At 71.6% G+C, this 14,490-nt stretch carries 12 protein-coding genes; 9 read left to right on the forward strand and 3 right to left on the reverse strand.

The features are described 5' to 3' along the window. Positions 1–90: 90 nt before the first annotated feature. The 4 genes from RBJ77_RS07095 to RBJ77_RS07110 all read left to right on the forward strand — a co-directional run bounded on the left by RBJ77_RS07095 (position 91) and on the right by RBJ77_RS07110 (position 4,692). On the forward strand, positions 91–1,338 hold the full coding sequence (locus RBJ77_RS07095) for a Gfo/Idh/MocA family protein (protein ID WP_372344153.1): 1,248 nt from the start codon (positions 91–93) through the stop codon (positions 1,336–1,338). 166 nt (positions 1,339–1,504) lie between these two features. Further along, a complete protein-coding gene (gene tdh, locus RBJ77_RS07100) occupies positions 1,505–2,533 on the forward strand; it encodes an L-threonine 3-dehydrogenase (RefSeq protein WP_372344154.1) in 1,029 nt (342 codons plus the stop codon). A gap of 37 nt (positions 2,534–2,570) precedes the next feature. Then, positions 2,571–3,767: a glycine C-acetyltransferase gene (locus RBJ77_RS07105; protein ID WP_372344155.1), complete on the forward strand. Its 1,197-nt coding sequence runs from the start codon at positions 2,571–2,573 to the stop codon at positions 3,765–3,767. A 22-nt stretch (positions 3,768–3,789) separates the two neighbouring features. Continuing rightward, positions 3,790–4,692, forward strand: a complete 903-nt coding sequence (locus RBJ77_RS07110; RefSeq protein ID WP_372344156.1) for a LysR family transcriptional regulator — start codon at positions 3,790–3,792, stop codon at positions 4,690–4,692. Positions 4,693–4,768: 76 nt separating this feature from the next. On the opposite strand, the gene RBJ77_RS07115 is transcribed toward RBJ77_RS07110, so the two are convergent. Next, positions 4,769–5,785: a LacI family DNA-binding transcriptional regulator gene (locus RBJ77_RS07115; RefSeq protein WP_372344205.1), complete on the reverse strand. Its 1,017-nt coding sequence runs from the start codon at positions 5,783–5,785 to the stop codon at positions 4,769–4,771. A gap of 279 nt (positions 5,786–6,064) precedes the next feature. Here RBJ77_RS07115 and RBJ77_RS07120 point away from each other — a divergent pair, with 279 nt between their 5' ends. From RBJ77_RS07120 to RBJ77_RS07140, 5 genes are all read left to right on the forward strand, one after another. Then, positions 6,065–6,928: an ABC transporter permease gene (locus tag RBJ77_RS07120; protein WP_372344157.1), complete on the forward strand. Its 864-nt coding sequence runs from the start codon at positions 6,065–6,067 to the stop codon at positions 6,926–6,928. A gap of 62 nt (positions 6,929–6,990) precedes the next feature. Next, positions 6,991–8,019 carry an ABC transporter substrate-binding protein gene (locus RBJ77_RS07125; protein ID WP_372344158.1) on the forward strand — a complete coding sequence of 343 codons (1,029 nt, stop codon included), beginning with the start codon at positions 6,991–6,993 and terminating at the stop codon, positions 8,017–8,019. 14 nt (positions 8,020–8,033) lie between these two features. After that, complete coding sequence (locus RBJ77_RS07130) at positions 8,034–8,858, forward strand: ABC transporter ATP-binding protein (protein WP_372344159.1); 825 nt, start codon at positions 8,034–8,036, stop codon at positions 8,856–8,858. A gap of 81 nt (positions 8,859–8,939) precedes the next feature. Further along, positions 8,940–9,557, forward strand: coding sequence for a helix-turn-helix domain-containing protein (locus RBJ77_RS07135; protein WP_372344160.1), 618 nt, complete (start codon positions 8,940–8,942; stop codon positions 9,555–9,557). Beyond that, a complete protein-coding gene (locus tag RBJ77_RS07140) occupies positions 9,554–10,096 on the forward strand; it encodes an N-acetyltransferase family protein (RefSeq protein ID WP_372344161.1) in 543 nt (180 codons plus the stop codon). The genes RBJ77_RS07135 and RBJ77_RS07140 overlap by 4 nt, the downstream gene beginning before the upstream one ends. A gap of 7 nt (positions 10,097–10,103) precedes the next feature. Here the strand turns inward: RBJ77_RS07140 and RBJ77_RS07145 are convergent, their stop codons facing one another. Both RBJ77_RS07145 and RBJ77_RS07150 read right to left on the reverse strand, forming a co-directional pair. After that, the gene (locus RBJ77_RS07145) at positions 10,104–10,958 is read right to left on the reverse strand and encodes a sugar phosphate isomerase/epimerase family protein (RefSeq protein ID WP_372344162.1); all 855 of its coding nucleotides are present in this window, start codon (positions 10,956–10,958) and stop codon (positions 10,104–10,106) included. A 23-nt stretch (positions 10,959–10,981) separates the two neighbouring features. After that, positions 10,982–14,434 (reverse strand): ThuA domain-containing protein, encoded by a 3,453-nt coding sequence (locus tag RBJ77_RS07150; protein WP_372344163.1) that lies wholly within the window; start codon positions 14,432–14,434, stop codon positions 10,982–10,984. Positions 14,435–14,490: the final 56 nt, after the last annotated feature.

Consider the following 14,490-nt stretch of genomic DNA (forward strand, 5'->3'; position numbering starts at 1 on the left):
CGCGGGCCGGTCGGCGGGCCCGCGGCGTCCCCGTGCTTCCATGCATGCGTGCGCCGCACCAACACCACGTACAGGAAAGGCGGTTACGCCATGACCGACGCCCCGTCCGGCCCCACCGGTTCCCCGGATTCCTCCGGTCCCTCGGGTGGGCCCGACCTCCGTCTCGGCGTCCTCGGCTACGGACTGCGCGGTTCGATCGCCCGCACCGCCCACCGGCCGGGCGCCGGATCCCGGGTCACCGCCCTCGCCGACCACGACGCGGCGGCCCGCACGGAGGCGGCCCTGGCGTTCCCCGGCGCGCTGATATCCAGTGACCACAAGAAGGTCGTCGGCGACCCGGACGTCGACGCGATCGTCGTCCTCACTCCCGACCACACGCACGCCGACGTCGCCTGCGAGGCGCTCAAGGCGGGCAAGCCGGTCTTCGTCGAGAAGCCCCTCGACGTGTCGATCGACCGCTGCGACGCCCTCCTGCGCACCGCCTACGAGACCGGCACCCGGCTGTACGTCGGCCACAACATGCGGCACATGCCGGTCGTCCGGCTGATGCGCGACATCATCGCGCGCGGCGAGATCGGCGAGGTCAAGACGGTCTGGGTCCGGCACTTCGTGGGCTACGGCGGCGACTGGTACTTCAAGGACTGGCACGCCGAACGGCAGTACACCACCGGCCTGTTGCTGCAGAAGGCCGCCCACGACATCGACGTCCTGCACTGGCTGGCGAACGGGTACACCCGGCAGGTGCAGGCGCTCGGCGACCTGATGGTCTACGGCGACAACCCGCACCGCCGCGCTCCCGGCGAACCCAAGACCGACGACTGGTACACCCGGGACGGCCACTGGCCGCCGCACACCCAGCGCGGACTGAACCCCGTCATCGACGTCGAGGACGTCTCGATGGTCAACATGCGGCTGGACAACGGGGTGCTGGCCGCCTACCAGCAGTGCCACTTCACCCCCGACTACTGGCGCAACTACACCGTCATCGGCGACGCGGGCCGCCTGGAGAACTTCGGCGACGGCCCCGGCGGAGTGGTCAAGGTGTGGAACTCCCGGCGGTCCACCTACCGGGGCGAGGCCGACGCCGAGTACCCGGTGCCGGACGTCGAGGACAACGCCGGGCACGGCGGGGCCGACCCGCTCCTGGTCGACGAGTTCGTCCGGTTCGCCCGCGCGGGCGGCACCACCGACACCTCGCCGGTCGCCGCGCGGATGGCCGTCGCGGCGGGCGTGCGCGCCACCGAGTCCCTGCGGGACGGCGGCACGCCGCGCGAGGTCCCCGACCTCGATCCGGAGCTGATCGCCTACTTCGAGCGCGGGCAGACCCGCCTGGCATAGGCGTGCAGAAAAGCTGCGGCGGCGCTTAAGAAATCCTCGATGGACCAGGGGCGCCGTCGTACGGAAGAGTCCGGGGTGGCGGCCTCCTGACCGCCGCCCCACCCACTCTTCCCCGTATGCGGGCCGCTGCGTGCTGCCCGCGTGCGCGACGACAGGAGCCGATCCGTTGAAGGCGCTGGTCAAGGAGAAGGCCGAACCGGGACTGTGGCTGACGGACGTCCCCGAGCCGGCCGTCGGCCCCGGTGACGTCCTGATCAAGGTGCTGCGGACCGGTATCTGCGGCACCGACCTGCACATCCGCAGCTGGGACGGCTGGGCCCAGTCCACGATCTCCGCGCCGCTCGTCGTCGGCCACGAGTTCGTCGGCGAGGTCGTCGCCACCGGCCGCGACGTGCAGGACATCGCGGTGGGCGACACCGTCAGCGGCGAGGGCCACCTGGTCTGCGGCAAGTGCCGCAACTGTCTCGCCGGACGCCGTCACCTGTGCCGGGCCACGGTCGGCCTCGGCGTCGGCCGCGACGGCGCGTTCGCCGAGTACGTGGCGCTGCCCGCGTCCAACGTGTGGGTGCACCGGGTCCCCGTCGACCTCGACGTCGCCGCGATCTTCGACCCGTTCGGCAACGCCGTGCACACCGCCCTGTCGTTCCCGCTCGTCGGCGAGGACGTGCTGATCACGGGGGCCGGGCCGATCGGCCTGATGGCCGCCGCCGTCGCCCGGCACGCCGGCGCCCGCAACGTCGTGGTCACCGACGTCAGCGAGGAGCGCCTGGAGCTCGCCCGCAAGATCGGCGTGAGCCTCGCCCTGAACGTGGCGGAGTCCACCATCGCCGACGGCCAGCGCGAGCTCGGCCTGCGCGAGGGCTTCGACATCGGCCTGGAGATGTCCGGCAACCCCGTCGCGATGCGCGACATGCTCGCCAACATGACCCACGGCGGCAAGATCGCCATGCTCGGCCTGCCGGCGCAGGAGTTCGCCGTCGACTGGGCCCGCATCGTCACCTCGATGATCACCATCAAGGGCATCTACGGCCGCGAGATGTTCGAGACCTGGTACGCGATGTCCGTCCTCCTGGAGGGCGGCCTCGACCTCGCCCCGGTGATCACCGGCCGCTACTCCCACACGGACTTCGAGGCGGCCTTCGACGACGCGGCGAGCGGCCGCGGCGGCAAGGTCATCCTGGACTGGACCTCCTGAACTCCCCCCGCGCACACAGGATTTGAGGACTCACGGCATGTTCGACAACGTACGCGAAGACCTTCAGGCCACCCTCGACGAGATCGTCGCCGCGGGCCTGCACAAGCCCGAGCGGGTCATCGGAACCCCGCAGTCCGCCACCGTCGGCGTGACCGCGGGCGGCCGCCCCGGCGAGGTGCTGAACTTCTGCGCCAACAACTACCTCGGCCTCGCCGATCACCCCGAGGTGATCGCCGCGGGCCACGCCGCCCTGGACCGCTGGGGCTACGGCATGGCCTCCGTCCGCTTCATCTGCGGCACGCAGGAGGTCCACAAGGAGCTGGAGGCGCGACTGTCCGCCTTCCTCGGCCAGGAGGACACGATCCTCTACTCCTCCTGCTTCGACGCCAACGGCGGCGTCTTCGAGACCCTCCTCGGCGCCGAGGACGCGGTGATCTCCGACGCCCTGAACCACGCCTCGATCATCGACGGCATCCGGCTCAGCAAGGCCCAGCGCTTCCGCTACGCGAACCGTGACATGGCCGACCTGGAGACCCAGCTCAAGGCCGCGGCCGAAGCGGGCGCCCGGCGCAGGCTGATCGTCACCGACGGCGTCTTCTCCATGGATGGCTACGTCGCCCCGCTCGCCGACATCTGCGACCTCGCCGAGCGCTACGACGCCATGGTCATGGTCGACGACTCGCACGCGGTCGGCTTCGTCGGCCCCGGCGGCCGCGGCACGCCCGAGCTGCACGGCGTCATGGACCGCGTCGACATCATCACCGGCACCCTCGGCAAGGCCCTCGGCGGCGCCTCCGGCGGCTACGTCGCCGCCCGCGCGGAGATCGTCGCCCTGCTGCGCCAGCGCTCCCGCCCCTACCTCTTCTCCAACAGCCTCGCCCCGGTCATCGCGGCGGCCTCCCTGAAGGTCCTCGACCTGCTGGAGTCGGCCGGTGACCTGCGCGAACAGCTCGCGGCGAACACCAAGCTGTTCCGCACCCGGATGACGGACGAGGGCTTCGACGTCCTGCCCGGCGACCACGCCATCGCGCCCGTCATGATCGGCGACGCGGCCGTCGCGGGCCGGATGGCCGAGCTGCTCCTGGAGCGCGGCGTGTACGTGATCGGCTTCTCGTACCCGGTCGTGCCGCAGGGCCAGGCCCGGATCCGCGTCCAGCTGTCCGCCGCGCACTCCACGGAGGACGTGAACCGCGCCGTGGACGCCTTCGTCGAGGCCCGCGCGCAGCTCGGCTGACCGGTTTGGGACAATCGGGGACATGATCGAAGCGCGGCGACTGCACATCCTCCGGGCGGTGGCCGACCACCGTACGGTCACGGCGGCTGCCGCCGCGCTGTATCTGACCCCCTCCGCCGTCTCCCAGCAGCTCACGGCGCTTGAGCAGGAGACCGGGCACAAGCTCGTCGAACGGGGCGCGCGCGGCGTGCGGCTCACGCCCGCCGGCGAGATCCTGCTCACGCACACGAACGCCGTCCTGGCCCAGCTGGAGAAGGCCGAGGCGGAGCTCGCCGCGTACAGCACGGGCGAGGCGGGCACCGTGACGCTCGCCTCGTTCGCCACCGGCATCGGCCTGGTCGTCGGCCCCGCCCTCGCCCGGCTCGCCGGGACCGCGCCCGGCATCCGGGTCCGGGTCAGGGACGCCGAGGGCGACGCCAGCCTGCCGATGCTGCTCGACCGGCAGATCGACGTGGCGGTCGCCGTCGAGTACCGGGGCGCGATCGGGGCCGACGACGACCGGATCACCCTGGTGCCGCTGTACGCGGAGCCGTTCGACGCGGTGCTGCCCGGCGCGCACCGGCTCGCGGACGCCGAGCGGGTGCCGCTCGCCGAGCTGGCGAAGGACACCTGGATCGGGCCCTACCCCGGCAACCCCTGCCACGACGTCGTCGTCCTGGCCTGCGAGCACGCCGGGTTCTCCCCGCAGTTCGAGCACTCCTCGGACGACTTCCGCGCGGTCGTCGCGCTCGCCTCGGCGGGCGCGGGCGTGGCCCTCGTGCCGCGTTCGGCGCTGCACGGCATGGACCTCACCGACGCGGTCGTCCGCCCCATCGACGGCGTGGCCCCCACCCGCAAGGTCTTCGCGGCGGTCCGCCACGGCGCGGAGTCCCACCCCCTGATCCGCCCGGTCCTCGCGGCACTGGGCGAGGCGGCCAGGGACTGAGCCGGCCCCCGGCGCCGCGCCCGGCCCCGGCGCTGCACCCGGCCCCGGTGCCGTGCCCGTACGTCGGCCCCGGCCCCTACGGCACCACCCGCGTGCTGCCCCGCACCACCACCTCCCCGGCGAACCGCTCCACCCGCACCCGCTCGCCCCGCGGCTCCCGCAGCGCCAGGTCCAGGGCGGCGCGGCCCATCTCCGGGAGGGGGAGCGCCACCGTCGTCAGGGCCGGGGTCAGTTCGCGCACGAGGGGCACGTCGTCGAAGCCCGCGAGGGACACGTCCTCCGGTACCCGCAGGCCCCGCTCCCGCAGCGCGGCGAGTGCGCCCACCGCCATCACGTCCGTCACCGCGAACACGCACGTCGGCAACGGGCCGCCGCCGTCGAGGAGTTCGGACGCCGCCGTGTGCCCGCCGTCCCGGGTGAACGCGCCGCGCACCACCCGCGAGGCGGGCAGCTCCACGCCCGCCTCGGCGAGCCCCGCGCGAAACCCCGCCACCCGGTCGGCCACGGTCGTCAGCGCCGAGGGGCCGGCCAGTACCGCGAACTCCCGGTGGCCGAGGCCGACCAGGGCCCGGGCGAGCGCCGCCGCGCCCGTCCGGTTGCCGGGCAGCACCGCGTCGACGCGCAGAGTGCGGTGCCGACTGACCACGGCCACCCGGCCGCCTTCGCGCAGATAGGGCGCGAGCTCCGTGTCCAGGGCCCGCTCCCACGCCCGGTCCTGGATGCCGGAGCCGATCAGCAGGATCGCCCGCGCCCGCTGCGCCCGCAGCATCGACAGATAGGCGATCTCCCGGCCCGGCTCGCGGAAGGTGCTGGAGAGCAGCACCAGCAGGTTCCGCTCGGCCGCCGCCGCCATCACCCCGCTGGCGATCGCCGCGAAGTACGGGTCCCCGACGTCGTGGCAGATGACCCCGACCGTGCTGCTCGCGGTCCCCGCGAGGGCCTGGGCATGGGCGTTCGGGATGTAGCCGAGCGCCTCGGCGGCGGCCCGCACCCGGGCCCGCAACTCCTCGCGGACCCGTGCCGTGCCGTTGAGCGCGCGGGACGCGGTGGCCGGGGAGACCCCGGCCAGGCGGGCCACCGCGTCGAGGGTCACCGGCTGCCGTTCCGGGGGGCGCCCGTCGCGCCGCCCGGCCTGATGCCCGTTCCTTGGTGCGTCCCGTTCGTCCACCGCGCCCCCTCGGTCCCGGTTCGATACCGGTCACAGGAAACTTCCGCACGATCTCTTGACCGTGCAGACATCGGGTCATTAGCGTGGCGGACACCGTATCAGAAAGCGCTTTCTGAAAGCGATTTCGCGGATCACGGTTCCGGCGCGCTCCACCGCACACTCATCGCTCCACCCGAAGTCGACCTGATATCAGGGGAGTTGCCAGTGAGCCAGAGTGCCCTCAAGTCATCACCGGTGCCGGTGAAGGGGGTTCAGGAACGGGAGCGTCCGTCGACGGGCCGGCGGATGGCCGAGGCGGCCGAGAAGAGCTGGCGGCCGCTCGCGCTGCTCCTCGTCTGTTTCGGCGCGTGGTGGGTGATCGCCGCCGCCGAACTCGTCGAGCCCTATCTCGTCCCCTCGCCGGGCCGCACCCTGGACGTCGTCCTCGACAAGCCGGACTACCTGTGGCACCACAGCTGGGTCACCACGTACGAGACGCTGATCGGTTTCGTCATCGCCGTGGGGGTCGGGATCCTGTCGGCCGTCGTCATGGTCTACTCGTCCACCGTCGAGAAGACCCTCTATCCGGTCCTGCTCTTCGCGCAGGTCGTCCCGAAGATCGCCATCGCCCCGCTGTTCGTGGTGTGGCTCGGCTTCGGGATCGCGCCGAAGATCCTCATCGCCGTCCTCATCGCGTTCTTCCCCGTCGTCATCTCCATGGTCACCGGCCTCAAGGCGGTCGACCCGGAGATGCTGGAGCTGTCCGCGACGATGGGCGCGAGCCCCTGGCAGACGTTCCGCAAGATCCGCTTCCCGGCGTCACTGCCGCACCTCTTCTCCGGTCTGAAGGTCGCCGTGACGCTCGCCGTCACGGGCGCCGTCGTCGGTGAATTCGTGGGCGCCAACGAGGGGTTGGGCTACGTCATCCTCCAGGCCAACGGAAATCTGGACACCCCGATGCTGTTCGCCGGGCTGCTCGTCATGTCGCTGATCGGCGTCGTCCTGTTCGTGGCGGTCGAGGTGGCCGAGAAGCTGCTGCTGCCCTGGCACGCGAGCCGCCGCGACGGCACCGCGGTGACGACGTACTGACCGCGCGGAGAGCACTGCTCCGCCCCGACGCATCCCGGACCCCCTTGCAGAAAGGCATCGCCATGTCCCCGCGCAGACTGCTGACCGCCACCGTGCCGTTCGCCCTGCTCGCGCTCGCCGCGACGGCCTGCGGCGGCGACTCCGACACGACGTCGACGTCCGACTCCGGCAAGAAGCTCGACAAGGTCACGCTGACCCTCAACTGGTACCCGTACGGCGAGCACGCCCCCTTCTACTACGGCCAGAAGCAGAAGATCTTCGAGAAGCACGGCATCGACCTGGAGATCAGGGCGGGCCAGGGCTCGCAGAAGACCGTCCAGGCCACCGGCGCGGGCCAGACCGACTTCGGCTGGGCCGACACCCCCGCCGTCCTCGCGGGCGTCGACCAGGGCGTGAACGTCAAGAGCCTCGGCGTCTTCCTCCAGACGACCCCCGCCTCCGTGCAGTCCTTCGCCGCCCAGGACATCAAGTCCCCGGCCGATCTGAAGGGCAAGACCATCGCGGGCACGGCCGGCGACGCCCTGTCCAAGACGTTCCCGATCTTCCTGAAGAAGAACGACCTGGCCGAGTCCGACGTCAAGATCCAGAACACCGACCCGGCGGGCAAGATCGCCGCGGTCATCTCCGGCAAGACCGACGCCCTGCTCGGCTACGCCAGCGACCAGGGCCCGACCATGGCGGACAAGGCGAAGAAGGACGTCTCGTACCTGCGCTTCTCCGAGAACGGCCTCAACTTCTACTCCAACGGCCTGATCGCCGGACAGAAGACCCTCACCGGCCGCGGCGACCTCGCGCAGCGCATGGTCAAGGCCGTCAGCGAGGCCTGGGCAGCGGCGGAGAAGAACCCCGAGCCCGCCGTCGCCGCGATGGACGGCGCGTCCGAGCAACTGCCGTCCGACGGCGTGCTGTCGGAGCAGTTCAAGACGACCCTGACGCTGCTGCACACCGACGCGACCCAGGGCAAGGCGCCCGGCGTGAACACCGAGGCCGACTGGCAGCAGACCATCGACGTCTTCGCGCAGGCGGGCATGGTCAAGAGCGGCAAGCCGGTGGCGGACTACTGGGACGCGAAGAACGGCCTGAAGGGATAAGGGGGACAAGGGAGATGAGGATGGCCAAGGACGCCCCGGCGGACGTGGGGCACGCGCCGGACGGGGCCGTTCCCGCCGTGCGCATCGACGACGTCGCCGTCCGGTTCCGCACGAAGAAGAAGGACGTCACCGCGCTGCACGACGTCCGGGTCGACGTCCGCGACGGCGAGTTCGTGGCGATCGTCGGCCCGTCGGGCTGCGGCAAGTCCACGCTCCTCAAGCTCGTCGCGGGCCTGCTCGCGCCGTCGTCGGGCGAGGTCCTGCTGCACGGCGAGCGGGTCGGCGGACCGCGTCACGACATCGGTTACGTGTTCCAGCGCGCGGCCCTCCTGGAGTGGCGCTCGGCCCGGCGCAACATCCTGCTCCAGGCGGAGATGCGGGGCATGCCGACGGCTCAAGCCCGTTCGCGCACCGACGAGTTGATGGAGATGGCCGGTCTCGCCGGATTCGAGGACGCCTATCCGCACGAGCTGTCCGGCGGGATGCAGCAGCGGGTCGCCCTGTGCCGGGCGCTGCTGCACGAGCCGCCGGTCCTCCTCATGGACGAGCCCTTCGGCGCGCTGGACGCGCTCACCCGCGAGCAGCTGAACATCGAGCTGAACCGGATCTGGCGGCGCACCTCCACCACCGTCCTGCTGGTCACCCACTCGATCGCCGAGGCGGTCTACCTCGCCGACCGCGTGCTGGTGATGAGCCCGCGCCCCGGCACGGTCACGGAGGTCATCGAGATCGGGCTGCCGCCGGAGCGGGACTACGCGCAGACGCTGGCGACCCCGCAGTTCCGCGCGGCGACCGGCCGGATCAGGGAGCTCCTCGGGGCGGTGGCCGCCCACGACTGACCCGCGGGGCGCGCGGGAAGATCTGCGGGAGGGAGGGGCCGCACTACCTGCTCGTTTCATATGTGGGATATCGTGCCGAATATGAGACGAGAGAGTGAAGCGGCCACGAGAACCGGAGCCAGAGCCGGCGGCGACGTCGAAGCGGACCCCGTCGACGCCCGGCTCGGCGCCCGGCTCGCCGAGCTGCGGGCCGAGCACGGCTGGTCCCTGGGCGAGCTGGCCGAGCGCAGCGGCGTCAGCCGGTCCACCCTGTCGCGGGCCGAGCGCGCCGAGATCAGCCCGACCGCCGCCCTCCTGAACCGGCTGTGCGTGGTCTACGGGCGCACCATGTCCCAGCTCCTGAGCGAGGTCGAATCGGCCCCCGCCCAGGTGGTCCCGGCCGCCGACCAGCCCGTGTGGCGCGACGACTCCAGCGGCTTCGTGCGCCGCTCCGTGTCGCCGCCGCTCGCCGGGCTGCGTGCCGAGGTGGTCGAGGGGCGCCTGGAGCCGTACGCCGACATCGCCTACGACCGGCCGCCCGTGCCCGGCCTGGAGCAGCACATCTGGGTCCTCGACGGTCTGCTCGACCTCACCGTGCAGGGCGTCGTGCACCGCCTCGCGGCCGGCGACTGCCTGCGCTTCCGACTCTGGGGCCCGACGCACTTCCACTGCCCGGGACCCGAACCCGTCCGGTACGCGCTGGTGGTGGTGCTGCCGTGACCGCACTCGTGCGACTGACGCCCGATCAATTCCCGGCCCACACCGATGGGTTGGGGGAGCTGCTCGCCCATGTGGTCGAGGGCGGCGGTTCGATCGGCTTCCTGAGCGGGCTGACCGCGGCCGACGCCGCCGCCTGGTGGCGGACGCGCACCCCGGCCGTCGAGAGCGGCGACCTCGTCGTCTGGGTGGCCCTCGACGAGGGGGGACGCTGCGTCGGCACGGTCTCGCTCGGCTTCAACCACTGGCCGAACGGCAGCCACCGCGCCGAGGTCCTCAAGCTGATGGTGCACGAGTCGGCGCGCGGCCAGGGCGTCGCACGCGCGCTCCTGGCGACCCTGGAGCGCGCCGCCGCCGAAGCGGGCATCTCCCTGCTCGTCCTCGACACGGAGACCGGCTGCCCCGCCGAGACCCTGTACCGCAAGACGGGCTGGGAGGAGGCCGGTGTCATCCCGGACTACGCGGGCGACCCGGCGGGCGTCCTGCGCCCCACGACGCTCTTCTACAAGCGTCCCGGGGCGCAGGCGCCCTCACCTCACTGACACCTGGTCAGTACCGCAGTGCGGCCAGGTAGTCGTAACTGTTCCTGGCCGTTGCGAACGGATCGGCCGGGGAGTCGTGCTCGACCAGCCACTGCCGGACGCCGCCCTCGCGCGCATGGTCGAACATCGCTGCGAAGTCGAGCGTCCCCGAGCCCACGTCGGCGAAGTCGCCGTTCGGCGCCATGTCCTTGACGTGCAGCGCGGGGAACCGGTGCGGATGCCGCACGAAGTACGTCGCCGGCCCCGCGGCGCCGCCCTTCGCCGCCCAGTACACGTCCAGCTCGAAGGCGACCAGATGCGGATCGGTCTCCGCGAGCAGGATGTCGTACAGGTTCTCGCCGTCCACCACCACGTGGTCCGAACCGTGGTTGTGGAACAGCACGGGACCGAGGCCGGCCGCCCGCGACGCCGCGCCGATCCGGTTGAACTCCCGTGCCGCTTCCCGGAATCCGGCCACCGAGTGCATCGAGCCCGGCAGGCTCGGCACCACCGGCCACTTCGCGCCGAGCGTGTGCAGATCCTCCAGGGCCTGGCCGAGGCCGCTGCCGGTGAGCGTCGGATAGGCGATGTGCTCCAGGACCGAGCGCAGGCCGACCGCGTCGAGCATGCCGCGGATCGCGGCCGCCGAGTACCCGTGCCGGCCGCTCACCCCGACCGTCGCGTAGCCGATCTCCGCCAGCTGTCCGACCGTGCCCGCGAAGTCCTGCGCCAGCACGTTCCGCATCGTGTAGAGGTGCATGCCGATGCCGCCGCGCGGGATCCGGCGCCGGTTCGCCGCACCCGCGGGCGCGGCCAGCGGAACGGCCGCCGCCGCGGCAAGTGCCGTACCGAGAAAGGCTCTTCGACTGGTGACGCCGCTCATGGTGTCGTCCTCCCTCACTCTTCTCACTTCACCGTGACGCGGACCGCGCCGGTCGTCGTGTCGCCCTTGTCGTCCGTGACGGTCAGATGCGCGGTGTACGCACCGGCACGCGCGTACGTGTGCTCGGCCGTCGCGCCCTCGGTGCCGCTCGGCTTTCCGTTGTCACCGAAGTCCCAGTGGTACGAGGCCGCGGTACGGCCCTCCGGGAGCTTGACCGTGCCCTTGAGCGCCACCGCGAGCGGCGCCGTGCCGTCCACCGGCGTCGCGCCCACCGCCACCTTCGCGCCGGACCGCTTCTCCACGCCCGGGCCGTTGAAGTGCAGCCAGTCGAGGGCGAGCAGATCGGGCCCCTCGGCCGTCCAGTCCGCGTTCCTGAAGACGGCGTACAGCTTGAACGTGCCCTTGTGGTCAGCGAGTTGGGTGGTCGGCGAGACCACGTTCCCGTAGCCGCCCGTGTTCGGCACGGACACCTTTCCGAGCAGCGGGCCCGTCGGGGAACCGGCCCGGAACTCCACGTCGCCGCCGATCCCGCCGGACGCCGCGCCCACGGTCACCGACTCCACGCCCTTCAGGTGCACGGGGTCGAACGACACCCAGTCGCCGTCCTCGATCTCACCGAGCCGCTTGCCGCCCGAGGAGTCGTCCCGGCTCACGGCCTCGGCACCGCCGTGCGCGCCCCCGGTCGCCGTGAAGTGCTCGGCCTCCCGGAACGACGTGCGCAGCGTCAGCGAGTCCGACCCGGTGAGCGCCGGCACGCCTGCCGCGCCGCCCTTGTCCTCGTACTGCGCGCTGATGCCGTAGTAGAGGTTCTGTCCCGGCCCGTGGCTGTCCCCGGCGTCCGTGACGATCTCGCCCGTGCAGCCGGTGTAGTTGTCGAGCGGGTGGAGGTGGGTGTCATGGCCGAGCTGCGACTGCACGACGACCCGGGAGCAGTCGATCCGCGGACCCGCCCCGTCCTCCGCGTCCTTCACCTTCACCGTGAACGGGATGGTGTCGCCGAAGCTGAACGTCCCGCCGCCGGGCGGCTGTTGGACCGTCACCACCGGCCGGGTGTTGCCCACCGTGACGTCCGTGACCGCGCGGCTGCTTAGCCCGCCGGGCCCGGTCACCGTGAGGCGTGCCGTGTACTGGCCGTTCTTCGTGTAGGTGTACGTGGGCTTCGGCTCCGTCGAGTCCGTGCTGCCGTCACCGTCGAAGTCCCACGCGTACGAGACGTCCTGAACACCCGTCACGCCGGATCCGGCGCTGTCGAAGGTGACCTTCAGCGGCGCCTGTCCGCTGTCCGGCGCCGCGGCGGCCCGGGCCTCGGGCAGCCGGCCGTCGGCGACGTAGTCGATGCGGTAGATCCCCGCCCCCTCGTTGCTGCCGCCGCGGCCGGTGCCGCTGCCCAGCCCGAAGTCGATGACGTACAGCGCGCCGTCCGGACCGAAGTCGGCGTCGAAGGCCTGGTTCCACTTCATGTCGCCGAACACGGAGTTGATGGAGTTCAGATCACCGGCCCTGGCGGGCGCGAACCGCGGATCGGTGAACGTCTGGTCCTTCTCCTGCATCGAGAAGACCTTGAACCACTGCCGCGTCAGCTCGTAGGTGAACCACTTCCCGTCGAAGTACTCGGGGAACTTGGTGCGGTACTCGTTGTCCGGGTCGTAGGCGTAGACGGGGCCGCTCATCGGACCGCCGCCCCCGGTGCCCAGCTCCGGGAACTGGCTGGACGCCGAGTACGCGTACCAGACCGTCGCCGGCTGCGCGGGCGGCAGGTCCCGGAGCCCGGTGTTGTTCGGCGAGTCGTTCACGAGCTTGCCGCAGTCGAACTTCGCACCCGACGTCTTCGTCGCGAAGTCGTAGTCGTTGAACGGGGTGTTGTTGCCGATGCAGTACGGCCAGCCGTAGTTGCCGGCCTTCGTGATGCGGTCGAACTCGACGGTCCCCTCGGGCCCGCGGTCGGCGACGGCCTGCCGGGCGTCCGGCCCGTAGTCCGCGATCAGCAGCGCGCCGCTGCGCGGATCGGTGGTGATCCGGAACGGATTGCGCAGCCCCATCGCGTACACCTCGGGCCGCGTCTTCTCCGTCCCCGGGGCGAACAGGTTCCCCTCCGGGATCCCGTACGTCCCGTCGTCCTTCGGCGAGATCCGCAGCACCTTGCCGCGCAGGTCGTTCGTGTTGCCCGCGGTGCCCTGGGCGTCCCAGGCACGACGCCCCTCGCGCTCGTCGATCGGCGCGAACCCGTCGGAGGCGAAGGGATCGGTGTTGTCACCGGTGGCGACGTACAGATCGCCCTTCTTGTCGAAGGCGATCGAGCCGGCCATGTGCGAGTTGGCGCGGCCCTCGCCCCGCCACGTCGGAATGGCCAGCAGCCGCTTCTCGCTCGCCGGATCGATCGTCCCGCCGGACTCCGTGAACCGCGACAGATTGATCCGCTTCTCGGTCTTGTCGGAGTTGAGGAGGTACACCCAGTGGTTGTCGGCGAACTCCGGGTCGAGCGCCAGCCCGAGCAGCCCGTCCGACTGGCTCGTCATCTCCGGCGTGTACGCGAGGTCGAGCGCCGTCGTCACCTTCATCGACTCCTGGTCGATGATCTTCAGCTTGCCGGTGCGCTGGATGAAGAACACCCGCCGGTCCGGCGCCACGGCCAGCTCGAACGGGTCGGCCAGATCGGCGGTCGCCAGCGGCGTCCGCTGGAAGGCGCCGGTCTTCGTCGCCGAGCAGTCGCCCTCCTTGTTCCCGGCGGCCCACTGGATCCCGCCCAGCAAGTGCTGGAGGAACCCGGCCTCCTGGAAGGCCGACTTGGCGTGCCCGCCCGCCGTGTACCAGGAGCGGCCGCCGTCGTAGTTCTGGCACCAGGACCACGGATGGTCCACGCCCTCGTCGAGCCCGGTCACGCCGTCCCGCACCTTGATCTGCGCGAGCGTGTGCACCTTGCCGGTCGGATTGACGCGCCAGTTGTACCACTCCTCCGAGCGCTCCCAGAGCTCCGGAAGGCCCTTCGTGGAGGGGTGGGCGTGGTCGAGGACCTTCACCCGGCCCGTCTGCACGGCGGGGTGCTGGTCGAAGATGGCCCCCACGAGCCCCTCGTACCAGTCCCAGTCGCGCTCGCTCGCCGACGCGGCGTGCAGCCCGACCCAGCCACCGCCGCCGCGCACGAACTTCTGCAGCGCGGCCCGCTGGCCGGCGTCGAGCAGATCGCCCTTCTCGGGCGTCGAGTTGGTGTTGTTGAAGACGATCGCTTGGAAGCGGGCGAGGTTGGCGTCCGTGAACGCGGCGGCGTCGTCGGTCGCCTCGACCTCGAAGCCGTTCTCGGCGCCCAGCTTCTCGACGGCCTCGATCCCGGCCGGGATCGAGTCGTGCGCGAAATTGGTGACCTTGGAGAAGACGAGCACCCGGAAGGCCGGTGCGGCCTCGGCCGGCTGCTGGACGGCCCGGGCCTGCGTACTCAGCCCGAGGCTCGCGACCAGGATCGCCAAGAGCGCCAGGAGCATCGGCAGTCGGCGGTCCGGTCTGCCTCTTCGGCGGTGCTGCACGGGCGGTGGTGCGG

The sequence above is a fragment of the Streptomyces sp. KL116D genome (genome assembly GCF_030766975.1).
GTDB lineage: Bacteria > Actinomycetota > Actinomycetes > Streptomycetales > Streptomycetaceae > Streptomyces > Streptomyces longispororuber_A.